Raw genomic sequence first — 17,090 nt, 5'->3', positions numbered from 1 at the left:
GGTGTCCGTTCGGCCGTGAGGCTCGGCGTCGGTCGACGCCCGGACTCCCTCGCTGGAAACCGATCGGTTTTCTTTTCGTTGGAATCGAGTTAACCTCACACTATGACTACCCAGGCGAAGGCAACTCCCCGCGAGCGGCTGCTGGAGGCAGCGGCCACGCTCACCTACCAAGACGGTGTCAGCATCGGAGTCGAGGCACTGTGCAAGGCGGCGGGGGTGTCGAAGCGTTCCATGTACCAGCTCTTCGAAAGCAAGGACGAACTGCTGGCGGCGAGCCTGGAGGAACGAGCCTCTGCCTTCGCGGTGCGACTTCTGCCCGCGGCGGACGATGGCCGCCCGCCGCGCGAGCGGATCCTGCACGTCTTCGAGCAGGCGGAGGCACAGGCGGGCACGCCGGAATTCCGAGGTTGTCGCTACCTTGCTGTGCAGATCGAGCTCAAAGATGAGAGCCATCCCGCAAGCCAGGTGGCCCGCCGCGTCAAGGGGAATCTGACGGCCTTCTTCCGTGCCGAGGCCGAACGGGGTGGGGCGAGCGATCCGGACCTGTTGACCAGGCAGCTCAGCCTCATCTTCGACGGCGCCAGTGCCCGCGCGGGGATCAGGGCCGACAGCTTGACTGGGCTCATCGCGCCCACCGTGGGCACCCTGCTCGACAGCGCAGGCGTGCGTTGACGCACTTCGCAACTGGTGCGGACCAGGCTGCGCCGGTCACGACCGGCGAACTCCACCACCTGTCGTGGCCCTAAAGACCTGTGCTGTTGACCAGGGTCGTCGCCCTGCCCATGCGACACATGCCCGCTGGCCAGCTAGCGCGCCGCACACAACATGCACAACAAATCGACCACACAGGACAGAAATGGCTGAGCTTCCCCACTTCAGCGCTCCTCATGCCGTGTCCGGCGCCGATCGCGCAGATGCGATCGAGGTCGTCAACCGTGTGAACTGGCTCCAGCCCGTCATGCACTCACCGCACTCGGCGCAGGCCTTGCGGGCCGGGCCGACGCCACCGAAATACGGGTCAGCCACATCCTCCCCCGCCTCGGCCTTCGCCGTCCCGCCGGCGTCCTGGCCGTCGCCGAAGGAGACCCCTACGGGGGCCATGTGGAAGCTTTCGCCCACGCCCATCTGCTCGGCGACCGCCCGCAGGTGGACGTCGGCCGGGGTCATCGTCGCATTGAGCCGCACACCGAGCATGCGCCGGGCCTGGTCGTAATACGGCTTCAGCTCCCCTTCCCAGTCGGTCATGTCCTTCCACTGCGGGTCGTCGAAGAACTGCTTCGGCGGTTCATACAGGGTTTTGGCGTAGTTGAGGGAGCCACCCCCGACTCCGGCCCCCGCCAGCACCATCACGTTGCCCAGCAGATGGATGCGCTGGATGCCGTACAGGCCGACCTTGGGCGCCCAGAGATAGTTCCTGACATCCCAGGAGTTCTTGGGCAGCGAGTCGGGGCGTGAACCTGCGACACGCCTCCAACACGCCTACGCGGTAGCCCTTTTCGGTGAGCCGAAGGGCGGTGACGGATCCGCCGAATCCGGAACCCACGACGACTACGTCGTAGGCGGAGTCGTCTTTCTGCTCGTCCGGCTTCGGGGAAGAGTTCTTCCGTGACACAGGCTCTCCTCGTTGAGAACGGGGGTCAGGTCCAGCGGAAGACGAGCGTCTTCATCAGCTTCGGGCTCCGACTCAGAGGGTGGGGTCGGCCCACCACGACGGCGGGCTCCCGTGGCGTCTGGTACGAGCCGCGGATGTCGGCCTCGATCGGTCACCACTGGGTCGATCGCCACAGCGTCGTGGGCCCGGTCGTGGTGTCGACTCGATCGCTGATCTTGAGGCCATCGCGCGTCAGTCTGGTCGTGACCGCCATCGCGAGTCCATTCCGACGGGCGGCATGCGCGGTCGGGCGGGTGAAGAAGGCAGTGACGGGCCTTCTGGACCAAACGCTTATGACATAACAAGCGCTTGAGCGGAGGTGTGCGAGGTGACACACCGGCGGGCCGGCAGGTTTCGGACCGGTCAGTCGAGGCGTCAGACAGTCGGTCGGCCAGGCCCTGAGGGGTGTCACCACGTCACATCCTGCCGGTCAGTCGAGGGACGTCGTGGAGCCTGACGGCGTCCAGGCCGGCGTGTCGATCGGCGAGTAGTACGTGTCCTTGCGATCCAGACGCACCATACGGCGACTGGCGCGCTCCTGGACCACATCGGCGTCGAGCGGCGTCGCGAACGCGTTGTCCACGACGGTGTATTCCGCGGCGAGTCGACCCACCGGGGCGATGGCACCGAAGTCGATCCGGCCGCCCGGGGCATAGAGGTCATCCCTGATGTAGAAGCGCACCACGTTGCCCCAGACGACGTTGTTGAGTCCGTCGGGTGCCGAGAAGATGTGCTCGACGGTGCACTCGAACGCGATGGGCGCTCCCTTGATACGCGGCGGACGAACAGCCTCGGACGGCTCCTTCTCCAGCCCGACTGCGTCGAACTCGTCGACGTCGGGCTCGAACTCGAAGGCGCTGCGGTTCAGCCCTTCCACCTGTGGCAGCGTGGCCATGTTGGTCACGAACTCACCGGTGTCCCGGATGTTGACGAAGCTGTCCTTGAGCGTCATGCCGTCCGAGCGCGGCTGAAACGACAGTGATACCCGCGGCGGTTTGCGGCCCACGACCGTGAAGAAGGAGATGGGGGCCAGATTGCCCACGCCTTCGGTGGACACGGTGCTCACCCAGGCGATGGGGCGAGGGATGACGCTGCCGATGAGCAGCTTGTACGCGGACTTCTCGTCCAGGTCAGCGGAATCAATGATCACGTGATGTCCTTCGGTGAGTGGGGGAGTTGCGGCTCAGGGGCGAGTGGGGGGTGTTGTCGGTCAGCGGCCCTTGAAAGGCAGCACGGGGCGGGGGCGGCCCTCCTTGAGGGCCTTGGCGGCGGAGACCAGGCCGTCCTTGACGTCCTCCGTCTCGAAGAGCGGTACGGCGAGGTCGAAGAGGAGCCGGTCGGCGGCCGGGATGCCGCCCGTGGCCCATGAGCGCAGCAGCGCCTTGTGCACCACGTGTGCCCGGGTGGGGCCTGCGGCGATCTTTTGGGCGAAGGACTCGGCTTCGGCGCGTAGTTCGTCGTCCGGGACGACGCGGTTGATGACGCCGGCGTCGGCCATGACCTTGGCGGGTACCTGCTCGGAGGTCAGTGCCCATTCGTAGGCGCGGGCCCGGCCGGCCCGTTCGGCCACGCGGTGGATCCCGCCGAGGAGGGTGATGATGCCGAGCGACTGCTCGGGATGGCCGAAGCGGGCGCTTTCTCCGGCGAGGATGATGTCGGCCCGCAGCGCGAGTTCGAAGCCGCCGCCGTAGCACAGCCCCTGCACCGCGGCCACGACCGGGATCGGGAGCTGTTCGAACCGGTTGATCACGGCCAGGGCGTGGTCGAAGTCGGCCCGCAGGCTCGTTCGGTCGGCGCCGACCCAGGGCCGGAAGTCGCCGCCGTAACTGAAGTCGGGCCCCTCGGCCCGCAGCACGACCGCGCGGGCCGGGCTACGGGTGATGGCGTCGACGATGTCGCTGAGCTCCTGGGTGAACTCGGGTGCGAAGCGGTTCTGCGGAGGGTTGTCGAGGATGATCGTGGCGACGTCGCCGACGATGTGGTGGGTGAGAACGGGCATGGAACTTCCTTGGCTCGGTTCAGGACGGGTGGGCATGGGACCGGTCAGGTGAGGTGGTCGAGGAACCAGTCCAGGGCGGCCTGCGCGGCGACGGGGAACTGCGTGCTGTACGGGGCGAAGTGGCCGCCGTCGATGAGCTTCAGCCGCTTGGGCTCCAGCGCTCGTTCGTAGGCCGCCAGCGCGAGGTCGGTGGGGGTGAGGTGGTCGTCGTTGCCGACGATCATCAGCAGGGGTGTGGGGGAGACCCGGGGTGCCCACACGCCCGGGTCGTACATGCGCGCCGCCCGGGTGGAGCGCACGGTGACGGAGTTGTCCCAGCCGCCCTTGCCGGTCTGCTCGAGATAGAAGTCGACTGCGGCCTGCGTGTGGTAGGCGGCGGGAACAGTCATGTCCTTGCACCAAGGCATGACGCCGGGGCGGTTCACCGCGCAGCTCTGCCCGTTCGTCCTCGTTGAACGCTTCCTCCAGCGCAGCCGCGTGCTCCGCCGGGGTACGGCGCAGTCCCTGCTCGTAGCCGCTGATAGTGGGCACCTGGGAGACGACGGCGCGCAGCCGGCGATCGGTGGCACCCAGGACGAGTGCGTGGCCGCCGGCGTAGCTGGTGCCCCACAGCCCGATCCTGGCGGTGTCGACCTCGGGCCGGCTCTCCAGGTAGGTGATGGCTCGTCGCCAGTCGGTGATCTGCTGCCAGGGGTCGATGTCCTGGCGCGGTTCGCCGTCACTCGCGCCGAAGGTGCGATGGTCGTGCAGGAGCACGGCGAACCCGGCCTTGACGAAGAGCTCGGCGAACGGCAGGAGGCGCGATTCACGGACCACTCCGCCGTAGCCGTGGGCCATGGTGATGGCCGGGTGTGGTCCGGGGGTCTGCGGGATGTACAGCAGACCGCGCAGGGTCAGACCTCCCTCGGCGGGGAAGGCGACATCTTCGATGCGGGGCATGATCGGTTGGTCCTTGGTACAGGGCGGCTGGGGCGGGTCAGGGCCGGGCCGTCAGGGACGAGGCCAGGAACACGCCGAGGTATGCGGCGACCGCTTCAGGCCACTCCAGGTGCGGCCAGTGGCCCGCCCCGTCGACGACGGCAGTCCGGGCGTAGGGGAAGCGCGGCTGTGCGGCGGTGTCGGCCAGTTCCGTGGTGATCAGAGGGTCGTCGGCACCGGTGAGGATCAGAACGGGGCCGTGGTAGTCGCTGGTGCCCGGTGCATCGGCCCGGCCGTCGTTCGGCGATGCCGTCGAGTACGGAGATCACGTCTGGGGCGAGGTGCTCGAGGGTGAAGGGGCCGGGATGGCCGGTCCGGTCGCCGCAGCCGGGCAGGTCCAGAGCCAGGCTCTTGACCTCCGGGGCGCGGAGTCCGGCTCCCACCGCATCCCAGACCCGCCACGAGTCGAGGAAACCGTGGACGAAGACGACGACGGTGCCGCTGCCCAGCCGCTCCGGAGCAGGCGGAGCGCCCGGGGGGAGGGGGCTGTGGGGGATCGACGAGCTCATGAGCGACACCCTTCGTGCGGTGTGTTGCCGATGCAAGACGAAAGAACCATACGCCTTTGACTTATTTCTCTTCAAGGTAGCAGGAGTGTCGTACCCTGAGGTAGTGGCTAAAACGGCCATGGTCATGTCGGCAGAAGCCATCAATGAACGAAAGAGGGCAGGGTCATGGCATGGTCCGCGTCCACGCGGTACGAGGTCGATCCGGCGCCGCTCGGCCTGGCGCTGGTGCACGACCTGCTCAACACCATTCCCGCCGGCCGCCCCCGAGCGGCCGATCTCCTGGACGACCTCGCCGACGCGCAGGCCTGGGTCGACCAGGCGCTGGGCTGCTGGGCCCAGGAGGCGGCGCAGGCCGCCGCGCAGGTGCCTCTCACCGAGAACGATCTCGAGGAACTGCGCGGTCTCCGTGCTGAGTTGCGGCGGCTTCTGTCCTCACGAAACGGTGACGGCCTGGACGGCGACGACCACGACGTTGCGCCCGCCGTTCATGTCGCGGCGGCGGCTTTGCGGATGGACCGCAACGGACGGGTTGTCCTGGAGCCCCGCGGCCAGGGCTGGCGGTATGTGGCCGCCCTGGTGCTCCTTGAGGTGTTCCAGGCTCAGCGGTCGGACACCTGGCGGCGGCTCAAGATCTGCCGCAATACGCGCTGTGCAACGGCGTTCTTCGACCGCTCCCGCAACAACAGTGGCGTTTGGCACTCGACCAAGATCTGCGGCAATCCTGAGAATCTGCGTGCCCACCGGGCCCGTCAGCGCGTCCGTACCGCCGGGTTGTAGAAGTCGTCCGGGTTGAGGACGTCGAGCAATTGCTTTCCGGCGTGCTCGGAGAGTATGAGGATCTCGTTGAGGAAGCGATGGTGGATGGCCACGGTCGCGATCCGGCCTTGTTCGTCGCGGACGAGGACGGTCACGCCCTTCATTCGCAGTCCACCCAGGGCCACTGCGGTCCACTCCAGATAGGTGCGCCGGTCGTTGGTCGCCTGATGGGTGAACTCCAGTGACTCGTAGGTGTTGCTCATCAACGCCATCACGCGTGCGACCCGTTCCCGGCCCTCGATCGGACGTGTGAGCAGGGCCGCCTCCAGGGCGACGTCGGGGGCGAATGCCTGGCCGAAGGCCGCTTGGGACTGCGCGTCGAATGCCTTCGTCCAGTCCACCTGGGGGACGCCGACTGCCGTGCTGTCTGTTTGCTGTGACATGAACCCTCATCCCTGAAATTACCATCATTGATTTACTGCTTTCGAAGTGCCAGGGGTTGAGCGGGTGGCGAAGGTCACACGCGCTTGGTCTGAAATCACTAAAAGTTGTACAGTCATTGCGTAGTCGTGGCTTCACGCCGCCAGGAGGAAACGCATGACCACAACCTCGGCTGCCGACCGGATCGCACAGGTCCTCGGCCGCCCTTTCAGTGTTGGCAGCCTCACCGTGCCCAACCGCATCGTCATGGCCCCGTTGACGCGGGAGTTCTCGCCGGAGGGAGTTCCCGGCGATGACGTGGCGCGGTACTACGCGCGTCGGGCCGCCGCGGACGTGGGGCTGGTCATCACCGAGGGAACTTTCGTTCATCACCCTTCGTCGGGCACCAGTGACCGAGTGCCTCGGTTGTGGGGCGAAGCGGCGCTTGCCGGCTGGCGCGGTGTCGTGTCGGCTGTGCACCAGGTGGGCGGAAAGATCATCCCGCAGCTCTGGCACGTGGGCTCTGCCCGTACCGAGGGCGCGGGGCCCGTCCGTACGGCGCCGCCCGTCGGCCCGTCCGGACTCGCCCTCGACGGCTCGCCCAAGGGGGTTGCGCTCAGCATCACTGATGTCGATGACGTGATCAAAGCTTTCACCGGGGCGGCCGCGGCCGCGCAGGAACTGGGCTTCGACGGCCTGGAGCTGCACGGTGCACACGGCTACCTCATTGATCAGTTCCTGTGGGGCCGGACCAACCGGCGTACCGATGCGTACGGTGGTGACCTCGCGTCCCGAGTCCGCTTCGCTGCCGAGGTCGTCGAGGCCGTCCGGGCAGCCGTCGCGCCCGACTTCCCTGTCTTCTTCCGGCTGTCTCAGTGGAAGTCCGGGCACTACGAGGCACGCCTCGCCGACACCCCCGCAGAACTGGAGGCGATCCTTGCGCCCCTGGTCGAAGCCGGTGTCGACGTCTTCCATGCATCCACTCGGCGCTATTGGATCCCGGAGTTCGAAGGCAGTGATCTCAACCTGGCCGGCTGGACCAGGAAGCTCACCGGCAAGCCTTCGGTCACGGTGGGATCCGTCGGCCTGGACAAGGAGTTCGCCGGGCCCGACGGCAGGCCGGACCGATCCGCTGTGACGGGCATCAGCGAGCTGCTGAACCGTGCTGAGCGTGACGAGTTCGACCTGGTCGCAGTGGGCCGCGCTCTCCTCGCCGACCCGGAGTGGGCCCGCAAGGCTCTGGCTGGGCGCCCCGGCGACGCCGAGCCTTACGACGCGGCGCTTCTCAAGGCCCTTTACTGACCTCGGTCTCCGGAAGCGGCGCTGGGCGTACTCCTGGGCATGTGAACCCGGCAGGACGTACAGGGTCTCCTTCTTCTCCTAAGGCAGTCGCAGCACGGTGCCCATGAAGTCCTTGCGATCCTCCAGGTACGGGCCAAGGGCGTCCTCCCCGTCGGGGCAGACAGTCATGCGGTAGCCGGACTTGTAACTGGGCTGGAAGGCCAGGCTTTGCCACATGGATACGCTCTCCGAATCGGAGACGCGGGAGCGAAAGTCGGTGCGTCCTCGCTGTCGGCCTCGGTCTGGGCTCATTCGGTGAACCCGCTCATGAACTCGCGGTAGTCGCGGTTCATCCGGAACACCAGAGAGACCAGGGTGCGGGCGCCGGGCAATGCGGACCGGGCGTGCTCGCGCTCGCCGGCCAGGTCGGGGTGGTCCAGACTGACGGCGGCCGCGTCGTCCGCTCCGGCCGCCAGGCACAGATCGCGTAGCCAGGATGCGTCGATCACCGGCGACGGCGTGCGGTTCTCCCGCCGCGCGCCGCGCCGGCACGGCCTGCACGACGGGTGGGCCGTCAGCTTCGCGGGAAGCCTGGCACCCATCGCGTGCCCCTCGGCCTTCGGCTCGACACTCATCCGACCTTCTTGGTCCAGTTTTCAACCTCACCCGTGATCCCTGGTGAGTTTGTCAACGAGACTCGCTCTCCACAGGGAAGCTTGCGTGGCAAAACCGATCGGTTTACTGTGGGGGGAAACCGATCGGTTTCCCGGCTTGGAGTCAGTCATGCAGCAGTCAAGGGCGCCACCGTCTTCGTCACCGGAGGCGGCCGGGGTATCGGTAAGGCGCTGGTCGAGGAGGTCTACGCACGCGGCGCCGCCAAGGTGTACGCCACAGCCCGTGACCCGCGCACGGTGGCGCACTCCGACGCCGTTCCGCTGGCGCTCGAGGTGACCGACGCGGAATCCGTGATCGCCGCCGCGCAGGCCCAGGACGTCACCATCCTGATCAACAATGCCGGCGCCTCGGCGGGCGCTTCGTACCTCGATTCCCCGATGGAGGACGTACGCAAGGATCTGGAGACCAACTTCTACGGGCCGCTGCTGGTCACCCGGGCCATCGCCCCGATCATCGAGCGCAACGGCGGGGGCCACATCCTCAACGTGCACTCCGCTCTGTCCTGGCTGGCCGACGGCACGCCCTACAGCGCCTCCAAAGCCGCTTTCTGGTCGCAGACCAACTCCCTGCGTCTGCAGTTGCCGCCGCGCGGCATCGCGGTGACCGGGCTCCACGTGGCCTACCTGGACACGGACATGACGTCGGGTCTCGACGCGCCCAAGGCCAAGCCCCGTGACGTCGCCGTGGCCGCGCTCGACGGCATCGAGGCGGGGGCACACGAGGTGCTGGCCGACGACCCCACGCGCTGGGTCAAGTCGCAACTGTCCGCCGATCTGGAAGCCCTGTACGCGCAACTGAAGAAGTAGCACGCACTCACAGACTCCGAGGGGACCTGGAGGATGGTTCGCTCACCCACCGCTTCGTCGATGTGAACGGGGTCGGGCCGCGTATCGCCCGGCCGGGGCAGGGCCCGCTGGTACTGCCGGGGTACGAGCCTTGGACACAGCAGGAGCGTCCAGCCGAGGTCAGTGCCGCACTCCTCGACTTCTTCACCCGCATCGACGGCTCAGTGTCCCGATGACACTACGCAGAATCCGCCTGGCCGGCGTCGTTCGGCTGGAGCAGAGCACACGGCTCACTACTCGATCCGGGCTTACAGGCCCGCGACCGCCGCGAACGCGGCCTGGAGGTTGAACGCATGGCACCCGAAACACAGCGACCGTCGACGCAGCCGTCCGGCGGGGACTCTCCGACGGGTGGGCCCTCCGCAGGTGGCCTTGTCCGTCGTCGGACGGTTCAGGCAGGCGGACTGGAAGTTCCGATCCTTGAAGCCGGGAGCGGGCCGCTCGTCCTGTGCCTCCACGGATTCCCCGACCACGCCGCCAGCTGGGTGGGGATTCTGGACCGCCTCGCACAGGACGGGTACTGGGCCGTCGCGCCCGCGCAGCGCGGATACTGGCCCGGTGGCGCGGCGACCGACGGCTCCTATCGCGCGTCAGCGACCGGGCAGGACGTCCTGAATCTGATCGAAGCGCTCGGGCGTGAGCGGGCGGATCTCATCGGGCACGACCTCGGTGCTCGGGCGGCGTACGCGGCAGCGAGCCTCGACGCGACACGCGTCCGCAAGCTCGTCGGCATGGCGGTTCCCTACGGCCCGCAACTGCGAACCGCCTGGCTCACCGACGGCGATCAGCAGCGACGCAGCTGGTACATGTTCTTCTTCCAGACAGCCATGGCGGAGCCGGCCGTCGTGCTCAACGACTTCGCCTTCATCGACCGGCTCTGGCAGGAGTGGTCGCCCGGCTACGAGCTGCCGGACGCGGAGCGTTCCGCGCTCAAGGAGACCCTCCGCGCTCCAGGAGTCCTGACCGAGACCCTGGGCTACTACCGTCAGTTGTTCTCGCCCCCCACCGATGAGGCGACCCGAGCCCTGGAAGCCCGGGCAAGCGGCGCCATCACCGTCCCGTCGCTCTACCTCCATGGAGCCGACGACAACTGCATGTCCGTGGAGCTGAGCGACGGCATGAACGCCGTGTTCAAGAACGGCTTCGAACGCATCGTCGTGCCGCGTGCCGGGCACTTCCTCCACCTCGAGCAGCCCAAGACGGTCGCCGATCACATCCTGAGCTTTCTGAACAACTGACCCATCCCCACCAGCCAGAGGACAAGTCAATGCCAGAGGGCGATCCCATTCTGATCACCGGTGCCGGCGGCGCAGTCGGTTCCGTGAGCAGAGTGATGGCCCAGATGCTGCTTGGACAAGGTCACCGCGTACGCGCGTTCGGCGCTCTGGAGGTCTTCGTCCACATCTCCGAGTACGAGCAGTCGTACATGACCTTCGAGAAGATGACCGCAGCGAAGGAAGAACGGCGTGCGTGGCTCGGCGGGAACGTCACGGACTGGTCGCCTCAGCAGCGGGCCCACTGGATCTCCGAGCAGGTGCTGGACTGGTCCGGCCTCCCGACCGTCAACGTGCAGGCGACCATGTTCGCCGAGAATCCCATCCTGACTCTGCGCCGCACATCTCGAAGTCCTACGCGCTCACCGGACCAGAACTGAGCCCTGGCCGAGAATCCGCATGTGGCAGCGCACTTGCGGACCCTGACCCGGATGGTCGCCGACGGCCGTCACGACGTCGTCAGCGACGAGCTGGCAACCCTGCTCGGGCGGCAGCCGAAGGATGTGCGGTGGGCGCTGCAGAACAATCCGCGCATCCAGAAACTGGCCGCGGTCTGAGTCACTGAGCAGCTCCGAAGGGATCAACGAGCTCGGGAGGAAACCCCATCGTCACCAGGCAGTTGCTGAGCATTCCGTGCGCGATGAAAGCTGCCGTCCCGCGTACGTCCGCCCCCAGCACCAGGTGGACGGTGTCCCACAGGCGCGACCACCCGGCGCGCACCGCCTCGGCGAACTCGTGGTCACCCTCCTGCTCGGCCGCCGCCACAGCGAGGCACCTCTGCATCATCGGCCGCTCGGGCCGCTCGGAGACGAGTTCCCTGTGGGCGGTGCCCATCGGATGCCGGGCTGCTTCGCCCTCCAGCCCCTCGGCGGCCTCCGCGAACATCCGGGTGGTGTCCTCCGTGCAACGCGCCGCCGCCAGGAACATCGCCTTCTCGCCGGGGAAGAGCCGGCAGAGATACGGCTGTGAGCTCAGGCCGTTCGCCGGCGAGGGCCCCCGCGTCGGGCTCGAATCACTCCTCAACCGCACCGCTGCCGAGTTCGTTTCGGCCCGCCGACCCCGGCGGGCGGGCGCGTCACTCCCCCCATGCGTCCGCCCGCCGGCCCCTGGCGGTGCCCCTCACCGAAGGGCGGCTCGGAGTTATGGGCAGCCCTTGGCCCGCACCCCCGACGACCAATGACCAGGATTATTGAACAATCCCCCCTGCCGCTCAGCTGTCGCGCATGTGCTTGGACCGTGAAGGGCTCGATTTGAGCAGGAATGACAAGAGCGTGCCCCGCTCCGTCCAGGAAGCGGTCCACGCCTGCGCAGTCCGGGCCAAGCAGGGCTCGGCCGCCCTGGCCGGGGCGTCGGACGCGGAGATCGACACCGCGCTGCGGGCCATGGCGGAGCGGCTGCACACGGCACGCGACATGCTGACGGCGGCGAATCAGGACGACCTGCGATCGGCCGTCTCCAGCGGGATGTCGGCGGCACTGCAGGATCGCCTGCGGCTGACCGGCCCACGACTGGAGGGCATGGCCGTGGCGTTGCGTACGCTGGCGGACGTGCCGCACGAGCCGAGGGATCGCGTCCTCGAGGAGCGTCCCGACGGCCTGGTCCTGCTGGAGCGCCGGCGCCCGGTGGGTGTCATAGGCGCGAACTTCGAGGCGCGTCCGAATGTGACACTCGACGTCGCCTCCCAGTTCCTCAAGTCCCGCAACGGCGGCGTGCTGCGCACCGGTTCGGCGGCCCTGCGCTCCTCCCAGGCCCTGATCACTCACGTGATCACGCCGGCTCTCACCGACGCGGGCCTGAACCCGGACGCTATCCAGCTGGTGCCGAGCGAGGACCGAGCGGCGGCGTACGCGCTGGTGTCGCTGCCCGAGACGGTCCCCCTGGTCATCCTGCGCGGCAGCGGCGAAAGCACCCGGGAACTCGGCCGCGAGGCCGCCCGCCATGGTGTGCGCACGCTGGCCCACGCGGACGGCGGCGGAGTGCTGTATGTGGGCCGGGATGCCGACGAGAAGCTGGTGCATGAGCTGGTCATCAGCAGCCTGGACCGGCTGGGCGTCTGCAACCGGCTCAATCTGTTGCTCATCGACCGGGCTGTCTACGACGAGCTGCTGCCGGGCATCGTGAAGGCCCTCGAAGACCTGGGCATTATGGCGTCGCTGCCGCCGCACACCCACGCGCGCGGTTACGAGTGGTCGCTGGACTCCGAGCAAGCCGCCACGGTGACGATCGACGCCGCGGACGGCCCGCTCCAAGCGGCACGGATCGCGAACGAGGAGACCTCCGGGCTGGCCGCCGCCATCGCCACACACGACCCGGACACAGCAGCCCAGTTCATGGACGCCTACGGTGGCTCAGGGGTCTTCTGGAACTCCACCACGCGTCTCCTCGACGGCTTCAAGCTCCTGCGCCTGCCGGAAACCGGCATCAACATCGACCGCGTCCCCGGCCCCCGCGGCCCGGTCACCTATCGCGACCTGTACCTGCGCCAGTACGTCGTACGACCCGCGACGTCCGTGCACAGCTGAGTCGATGCCGCATCATGCGACCCTCCCCACATCCCCGCCGCGGCGCTGCGCTTCATGGCCGATCATGCTGGTTCGCAGGGGACCCGAAAGGTTGCCAGCGCCTCACACGTGATCGCGGTCACTCAGCCCGGCGACGGCCGCCACCTGACGCGCACGGACATCCAAGCCTCAGGCATGTCCGGCCTTCTTCCTCTTCCACGCCGTCACGGCCGACAGGACCAGGGCGCTGGCGTTAAGGGTGTTGGGAAAGCGGACCTGCATCCGGGCCACCAGGTCGCGCGAGTCGCTGCTGGCGTCGATTCCTCGATGAAGGCGCGGATGTAGTCGCGGGTGAAGTCGATGGTGGTGGCGGGGTCGTCGTCGGTCGCTTCGGGCATCGAGGGGCTCAGGGAGGGCGGTGGCAAGGTCACATGGCTGGGCCTGTGGGTGGAGCACTGTGAGCGCCTGGCGGACAGCGTCTGACAATCGGTGGTCCAGACGCCGATTCAGCACGTCAGGATGCCCTGGAGGCGGCCGGGCCGGTGAGGAAGGCAGGGGCGGTGATCACGAAGGGAGACGTGGTGATGCCTACCCGGCCAGAACGCCCCTGAAAGTGGTCCAGGCCCGGGCTCTGCTTGAGCTCGCCGTTGTCGTGCTCGATGTACTCAGGCGGAAATTTCGCGGAGAGAGGTGGCGGTCACCCGCCTGGGGGAGGCGGTTCCAGCAGCAGCCAAAACCGCCTCCGCCTCAAGAGCTGGCTCCGGCCGCGGCCGAGTCGAGGTGAGTGCGAAACCACGACAGCGCAGCACCGCTGGACTCGTCGAAGTGCACCTTGTAGGCGTCGAAGTGCCCACCGGGCAGCAGCACCAGTTCCTTCGGGGACAACGCTCGCTCAAAAGCGGCCAGCTGGATGTCGGCCGGGACCACCGTCTCACCTGTCTCGACGATCATCATGAGCGGCTTCGGAGAGACCCGAGCGATCCACGCGCCCGGCTCGTACAGCCGCGATCCCCTGTTGGAGCGCATCGTCACCGTGTTGTTCCAGTGACCGGGCGGAACCAGGTCACGGTAGAAGCGCAGCGCGTCAGGGCTACTGAACAGGGCCGGGTCGGCCGGATCGTCGCCGATGGAGGTCTGGTACCGCGGTTCGCCGCCGGTGGCCTGGGCGCGTTCGTCGTCGGCGTGGGCGAGCTCGAAGGCGGCGATGCGCTCCGGCGGGACCTTGCGCTGCCACTGCTCGAATCCGCTGATGGTGGGCACCTGCGTCACCACACACTTGACGCGTACCTCGGTCGCCCCGAGCACGATCGCGTGACCGCCCGCGAAGCTCGTACCCCACACCCCGATGCGGTTCGCGTCGACCTCCGGCCGGGCCTCCAGGAAGCTGATCGCGCGGCGCCAGTCCGCGATCTGACGCCACGGGTCGACATCATTGCGGGGCTCGCCGTCGCTCGCACCGAACGTGCGGTGGTCGTGGATGAGCACCACGAACCCGGCGTCGGCGAATGTGCGCGCGTACCGGTCGAGGCCCATCTCCCGGTTGGCGCCGAATCCGTGCGCCATCGTGATCGCGGGGCGCGGACCCTCGGCGTCCGGCAGGTAGAGCCAGCCGCGCAGAGTCACATCCCCGTCCGCCGTGAACTCTACGTCGATGCGTTCTGTCATGGTCATTCGCCTTCCATGAAGTTGAAGTACTCAGCGGGGATGAGGCCGGCCTCGATGAGGGGTCCCCCAACCTTCGCGTTGATCTGCGCCACGGCACCGAAGGGGCGGTGGTGGATGGCGATCTCCGTGATGAGCCCTTCGTCATCACGAGTGAGGATCGTGATCCCCTTCATGGCGAAGCCACCGAACGCGCTGGCCTCCCACTCCAGGTACGTCCGTGGGCCGTCCTGCACCTTCCGGACGAACTCGAGCCGTTCATACAGGGAGCTCACCGCGGCCATGAGAGCCTCGACCTGCTCCTTGCGCTCCAGCGGCTTGGTGAGGGCGCTCGCCTCCATCCGCACGTTGGGCGAGAGCGCCGCCGCGAAGGACTCCTCCGTGCGCTGCTCGAACGCACTCGTCCAGGCCTTGGCCGGGCGGCCGTCGGCGGAGCTCGACGCCTCGACGACGGTGCCGATGACAGCGGCGACCGCCGCCGGGTTCTCGGCGTGCGCCCAGTGACCTGCTCCGGCGATGGTCTGCGTGGTGGCGCCGGGGAAGCGAGGCGCGACATACGTGGAGACGATCTCTTCCGTGACGAAGGGGTCGTTCTCGCCGCGCAGGACGGTGACGCTCCCGCGGTACTTGCTGGGCTGCTGCCCATCCGGGTGGCCGTTGTTCCATGCGGCCGCCGTGTCGGCGATCGTCGACGGGGCCACGCGCAGCGCCACTTGGGCGAGCCGGTCACTTTCCTCCGCCGGGAACGCGGTGGCAAGCGAGCCGCGGAATGCACGCTGTGCGTCGAGCTCAAGATCCGGTGCCTGGAAGGGGGCGATCTGCTCCGGGGGCAGGTGAGTGCCCGCGAGCGGGATCGGATTGATCAAAACCAGCGAGCGCACCTGATCGGCGGAGCGGGCGGCGACGAGCTCGGCGATCTGGCTTCCCATGCTGTGGCCGACGAGCACGACGGGGCCCTCCGTCGCGCTCACGACACTCTCGAGGTCGTCGGCCCAGCGGGCGAGTGTGAACGGCCCTTGATCTGAGGTGCGCTCGCCCATGCCGGCGAGTTCGAACGCGATCGAGGGGATCGACACCTCGTCGAGGACGGCGCGGACGCTGTTCCAGATGGCGCCGTCGTCCAGGTATCCGTGGACGAGAACCGCGGTCGGCGCCTTCGGCGCTGGGCTGTTCATCTCGTGTCTCCTTTGACGAGCGCTCTCCTGCGGCGACGAATCGGAGCCAGTGGCTCTCGAGATTCTTGGCCGACGTGAGCTCTATGACGTAAGCATAGGGTCTATGCTTGCGTCAATGTCATCGCTCTGTGATCGACGGAACGAGGACCGGGCCTTCCGGCTCCCTCCGCGTTCCGGCCAGAGCGGAAGCGACCACCCGAGAATCCGAGGAGTCCACCAATGACGTCGAACGCCTTGACCTACGCCGTACACGTCGCGGACGGCATGCCGACCACCAACTCCGACGTGCCGCCCGATCTGGGCGAGCGTTCCTGGTCGCCGACGTCGAGCATCCTCGTCTCGAACGGGGGAGAGGCGCTGCTGGTGGATCCGCTCTTCACGATCGCGCAGTCGGAGGGCCTGCTGCGGTGGCTCGGCGAGCGTGACGCTCCGGTGACGAGCGTGTACGTCACGCACGGCCACGGGGACCACTGGTTCGGTCTCGGGGCCGTGCTGCGGCAGTACCCCGGTGCGCGTGCCTTCGCGCTGCCCGAGGTCGTCGAGGACATGGCCTACCAGTCCTCGCCGGAGGTCCTCAAGGCGGTCTGGCGCGCCTGGTTCCCCGAGCAGATCCCTGAGCAGCTGGTGCTCGCCGAGCCGCTGGAGGGGGAGCGCCTGACGGTGGGCGGGGCGGAGGTCCGTCCGGTCCGTCTGGGGCACACCGACTGCGACAACACCACCTGCCTGCACGTTCCCGATCTGGGGCTGGTCGTCGCGGGCGACGTGATCTACAACAACGTGCACCTCATGCTGGCGGCATCGGACGCGGACGGGCGAGCCGAGTGGCTGAGGGCTCTCGACACGGTCGAGGCGCTGGCGCCGACCGCGATTGTCGCGGGGCATAAGGACCAGACAGCCGATGACGATCCGCGTCACATCGAGGAGACGCGGCGCTACATTCTTGATTTCGACAGCGGGGTGCGTCGCACCGGCAGCACTCTCGAGCTCTACGAGTACATGCTGGAGCGTCACCCGTCGCGCATCAATCGCGGTGCGCTGTGGGGCTCGTGCCGGGCCGCGAAAGGCTGAGCAGGCGGCGCGTCGGTCGGCCTGGGGCGCGCTATGCGCGTGCGGCCGCCCGACGCTGCCGTGAGGCCCGAAGGTTCACGGCGTTACCGCACATGCGCACGTCGTGCCAGACGCCGTTGTTGGGGTTCGTGCCGTCATAGAACGCAACCGAGCAGACCCGGTTACGGCACATCTTCAGACGACGCCACGTACCCGTGAGTTGGGCGTTCTCGATCTCGTTGAGCGTGGCCGCGACAACCCATGAGACGTCCTTGCCGCGCGGCGCCAGCGAGAAGGCGCCATCGGCGTCGATCCGC

General features: G+C 67.8%; 20 protein-coding genes and 3 pseudogenes. 10 read left to right on the top strand and 13 right to left on the bottom strand.

What is annotated here, in order from left to right; all coding sequences use genetic code 11:
- The first annotated feature begins 102 nt into the window (after positions 1 to 102).
- Positions 103 to 672 (top strand): TetR/AcrR family transcriptional regulator, encoded by a 570-nt coding sequence (locus PV419_RS49960; RefSeq protein WP_319700706.1) that lies wholly within the window; start codon positions 103 to 105, stop codon positions 670 to 672.
- 279 nt (positions 673 to 951) lie between these two features.
- Here PV419_RS49960 and PV419_RS49955 read toward each other — a convergent pair.
- From PV419_RS49955 to PV419_RS53635, 6 genes and pseudogenes are all read right to left on the bottom strand, one after another.
- Positions 952 to 1,612 (bottom strand): annotated as a pseudogene (locus PV419_RS49955) (NAD(P)-binding protein); the annotation flags it as partial.
- 469 nt (positions 1,613 to 2,081) lie between these two features.
- On the bottom strand, positions 2,082 to 2,801 hold the full coding sequence (locus tag PV419_RS49950) for a flavin reductase family protein (protein WP_319700704.1): 720 nt from the start codon (positions 2,799 to 2,801) through the stop codon (positions 2,082 to 2,084).
- Positions 2,802 to 2,861: 60 nt separating this feature from the next.
- Complete coding sequence (locus PV419_RS49945; protein WP_319700756.1) at positions 2,862 to 3,650, bottom strand: enoyl-CoA hydratase/isomerase family protein; 789 nt, start codon at positions 3,648 to 3,650, stop codon at positions 2,862 to 2,864.
- A 44-nt stretch (positions 3,651 to 3,694) separates the two neighbouring features.
- A complete protein-coding gene (locus tag PV419_RS49940) occupies positions 3,695 to 4,039 on the bottom strand; it encodes an alpha/beta hydrolase (protein WP_319700760.1) in 345 nt (114 codons plus the stop codon).
- Positions 4,040 to 4,166: 127 nt separating this feature from the next.
- A pseudogene (locus PV419_RS49935) lies at positions 4,167 to 4,487 on the bottom strand (alpha/beta hydrolase); the annotation flags it as partial.
- A 197-nt stretch (positions 4,488 to 4,684) separates the two neighbouring features.
- A complete protein-coding gene (locus PV419_RS53635) occupies positions 4,685 to 5,137 on the bottom strand; it encodes an alpha/beta fold hydrolase (protein WP_415925546.1) in 453 nt (150 codons plus the stop codon).
- A gap of 165 nt (positions 5,138 to 5,302) precedes the next feature.
- Here PV419_RS53635 and PV419_RS49930 point away from each other — a divergent pair, with 165 nt between their 5' ends.
- Positions 5,303 to 5,914, top strand: coding sequence for a CGNR zinc finger domain-containing protein (locus tag PV419_RS49930; RefSeq protein WP_319700703.1), 612 nt, complete (start codon positions 5,303 to 5,305; stop codon positions 5,912 to 5,914).
- Here PV419_RS49930 and PV419_RS49925 read toward each other — a convergent pair.
- Positions 5,887 to 6,336, bottom strand: a complete 450-nt coding sequence (locus PV419_RS49925; RefSeq protein WP_319700701.1) for a nuclear transport factor 2 family protein — start codon at positions 6,334 to 6,336, stop codon at positions 5,887 to 5,889. The genes PV419_RS49930 and PV419_RS49925 overlap by 28 nt on opposite strands.
- 154 nt (positions 6,337 to 6,490) lie before the next feature.
- On the opposite strand from PV419_RS49925, the gene PV419_RS49920 reads away from it, so the two are divergent.
- A complete protein-coding gene (locus PV419_RS49920; RefSeq protein WP_319700699.1) occupies positions 6,491 to 7,615 on the top strand; it encodes an NADH:flavin oxidoreductase in 1,125 nt (374 codons plus the stop codon).
- Between the two features lie 78 nt (positions 7,616 to 7,693).
- Here the strand turns inward: PV419_RS49920 and PV419_RS49915 are convergent, their stop codons facing one another.
- Together PV419_RS49915 and PV419_RS49910 are read right to left on the bottom strand one after the other, a co-directional pair.
- A complete protein-coding gene (locus tag PV419_RS49915) occupies positions 7,694 to 7,831 on the bottom strand; it encodes a hypothetical protein (protein WP_319700697.1) in 138 nt (45 codons plus the stop codon).
- Between the two features lie 71 nt (positions 7,832 to 7,902).
- Entirely contained in the window at positions 7,903 to 8,229 is a 327-nt protein-coding gene (locus PV419_RS49910; protein WP_319700695.1) for a hypothetical protein, read from the bottom strand.
- Between the two features lie 108 nt (positions 8,230 to 8,337).
- Here PV419_RS49910 and PV419_RS49905 point away from each other — a divergent pair, with 108 nt between their 5' ends.
- The 4 genes from PV419_RS49905 to PV419_RS49885 all read left to right on the top strand — a co-directional run bounded on the left by PV419_RS49905 (position 8,338) and on the right by PV419_RS49885 (position 10,945).
- Complete coding sequence (locus PV419_RS49905; RefSeq protein ID WP_319700693.1) at positions 8,338 to 9,075, top strand: SDR family oxidoreductase; 738 nt, start codon at positions 8,338 to 8,340, stop codon at positions 9,073 to 9,075.
- A gap of 332 nt (positions 9,076 to 9,407) precedes the next feature.
- Entirely contained in the window at positions 9,408 to 10,352 is a 945-nt protein-coding gene (locus PV419_RS49895) for an alpha/beta hydrolase (protein WP_319700691.1), read from the top strand.
- A gap of 83 nt (positions 10,353 to 10,435) precedes the next feature.
- Complete coding sequence (locus PV419_RS49890; protein WP_319700689.1) at positions 10,436 to 10,768, top strand: hypothetical protein; 333 nt, start codon at positions 10,436 to 10,438, stop codon at positions 10,766 to 10,768.
- Positions 10,769 to 10,789: 21 nt separating this feature from the next.
- Positions 10,790 to 10,945: a hypothetical protein gene (locus PV419_RS49885; RefSeq protein WP_319700687.1), complete on the top strand. Its 156-nt coding sequence runs from the start codon at positions 10,790 to 10,792 to the stop codon at positions 10,943 to 10,945.
- A gap of 1 nt (position 10,946) precedes the next feature.
- On the opposite strand, the pseudogene PV419_RS49880 reads toward PV419_RS49885, so the two are convergent.
- A pseudogene (locus tag PV419_RS49880) lies at positions 10,947 to 11,357 on the bottom strand (TetR family transcriptional regulator); the annotation flags it as partial.
- A gap of 302 nt (positions 11,358 to 11,659) precedes the next feature.
- Between PV419_RS49880 and PV419_RS49875 the strand changes: the two are divergent.
- Positions 11,660 to 12,910: an aldehyde dehydrogenase family protein gene (locus tag PV419_RS49875; protein WP_319700685.1), complete on the top strand. Its 1,251-nt coding sequence runs from the start codon at positions 11,660 to 11,662 to the stop codon at positions 12,908 to 12,910.
- A 330-nt stretch (positions 12,911 to 13,240) separates the two neighbouring features.
- Positions 13,241 to 13,372 carry a hypothetical protein gene (locus PV419_RS49870; protein WP_319700683.1) on the top strand — a complete coding sequence of 44 codons (132 nt, stop codon included), beginning with the start codon at positions 13,241 to 13,243 and terminating at the stop codon, positions 13,370 to 13,372.
- Between the two features lie 264 nt (positions 13,373 to 13,636).
- Here the strand turns inward: PV419_RS49870 and PV419_RS49865 are convergent, their stop codons facing one another.
- Positions 13,637 to 14,554, bottom strand: a complete 918-nt coding sequence (locus tag PV419_RS49865) for an alpha/beta hydrolase (RefSeq protein WP_319700681.1) — start codon at positions 14,552 to 14,554, stop codon at positions 13,637 to 13,639.
- A gap of 2 nt (positions 14,555 to 14,556) precedes the next feature.
- Positions 14,557 to 15,726, bottom strand: coding sequence for an alpha/beta hydrolase (locus tag PV419_RS49860; protein ID WP_319700679.1), 1,170 nt, complete (start codon positions 15,724 to 15,726; stop codon positions 14,557 to 14,559).
- Between the two features lie 219 nt (positions 15,727 to 15,945).
- Here PV419_RS49860 and PV419_RS49855 point away from each other — a divergent pair, with 219 nt between their 5' ends.
- Positions 15,946 to 16,794 carry an MBL fold metallo-hydrolase gene (locus tag PV419_RS49855; RefSeq protein ID WP_319700676.1) on the top strand — a complete coding sequence of 283 codons (849 nt, stop codon included), beginning with the start codon at positions 15,946 to 15,948 and terminating at the stop codon, positions 16,792 to 16,794.
- A 31-nt stretch (positions 16,795 to 16,825) separates the two neighbouring features.
- Here PV419_RS49855 and PV419_RS49850 read toward each other — a convergent pair.
- Positions 16,826 to 17,090: CGNR zinc finger domain-containing protein (locus PV419_RS49850; protein ID WP_319700673.1), on the bottom strand; the 265-nt coding region annotated here is incomplete at its 5' end.

Source organism: Streptomyces sp. ME19-01-6, from assembly GCF_033793745.1.
Lineage (GTDB): Bacteria > Actinomycetota > Actinomycetes > Streptomycetales > Streptomycetaceae > Streptomyces.
Note: the sequence above shows the minus strand (reverse complement) of the source record. Positions and strands in the feature narration are given on the sequence as shown.

Coding starts and splice junctions, on each gene's coding strand:
- PV419_RS49855 (WP_319700676.1), top strand. CDS start 15,946: ATGACGTCGAACGCCTTGACCTACGCCGTACACGTCGCGGACGGCATG.
- PV419_RS49960 (WP_319700706.1), top strand. CDS start 103: ATGACTACCCAGGCGAAGGCAACTCCCCGCGAGCGGCTGCTGGAGGCA.
- PV419_RS49930 (WP_319700703.1), top strand. CDS start 5,303: ATGGCATGGTCCGCGTCCACGCGGTACGAGGTCGATCCGGCGCCGCTC.
- PV419_RS49860 (WP_319700679.1), bottom strand. CDS start 15,726: ATGAACAGCCCAGCGCCGAAGGCGCCGACCGCGGTTCTCGTCCACGGA.
- PV419_RS49940 (WP_319700760.1), bottom strand. CDS start 4,039: ATGACTGTTCCCGCCGCCTACCACACGCAGGCCGCAGTCGACTTCTAT.
- PV419_RS49865 (WP_319700681.1), bottom strand. CDS start 14,554: ATGACAGAACGCATCGACGTAGAGTTCACGGCGGACGGGGATGTGACT.
- PV419_RS49945 (WP_319700756.1), bottom strand. CDS start 3,650: ATGCCCGTTCTCACCCACCACATCGTCGGCGACGTCGCCACGATCATC.
- PV419_RS49895 (WP_319700691.1), top strand. CDS start 9,408: ATGGCACCCGAAACACAGCGACCGTCGACGCAGCCGTCCGGCGGGGAC.
- PV419_RS49915 (WP_319700697.1), bottom strand. CDS start 7,831: ATGTGGCAAAGCCTGGCCTTCCAGCCCAGTTACAAGTCCGGCTACCGC.
- PV419_RS49925 (WP_319700701.1), bottom strand. CDS start 6,336: ATGTCACAGCAAACAGACAGCACGGCAGTCGGCGTCCCCCAGGTGGAC.
- PV419_RS53635 (WP_415925546.1), bottom strand. CDS start 5,137: ATGAGCTCGTCGATCCCCCACAGCCCCCTCCCCCCGGGCGCTCCGCCT.
- PV419_RS49920 (WP_319700699.1), top strand. CDS start 6,491: ATGACCACAACCTCGGCTGCCGACCGGATCGCACAGGTCCTCGGCCGC.
- PV419_RS49910 (WP_319700695.1), bottom strand. CDS start 8,229: ATGAGTGTCGAGCCGAAGGCCGAGGGGCACGCGATGGGTGCCAGGCTT.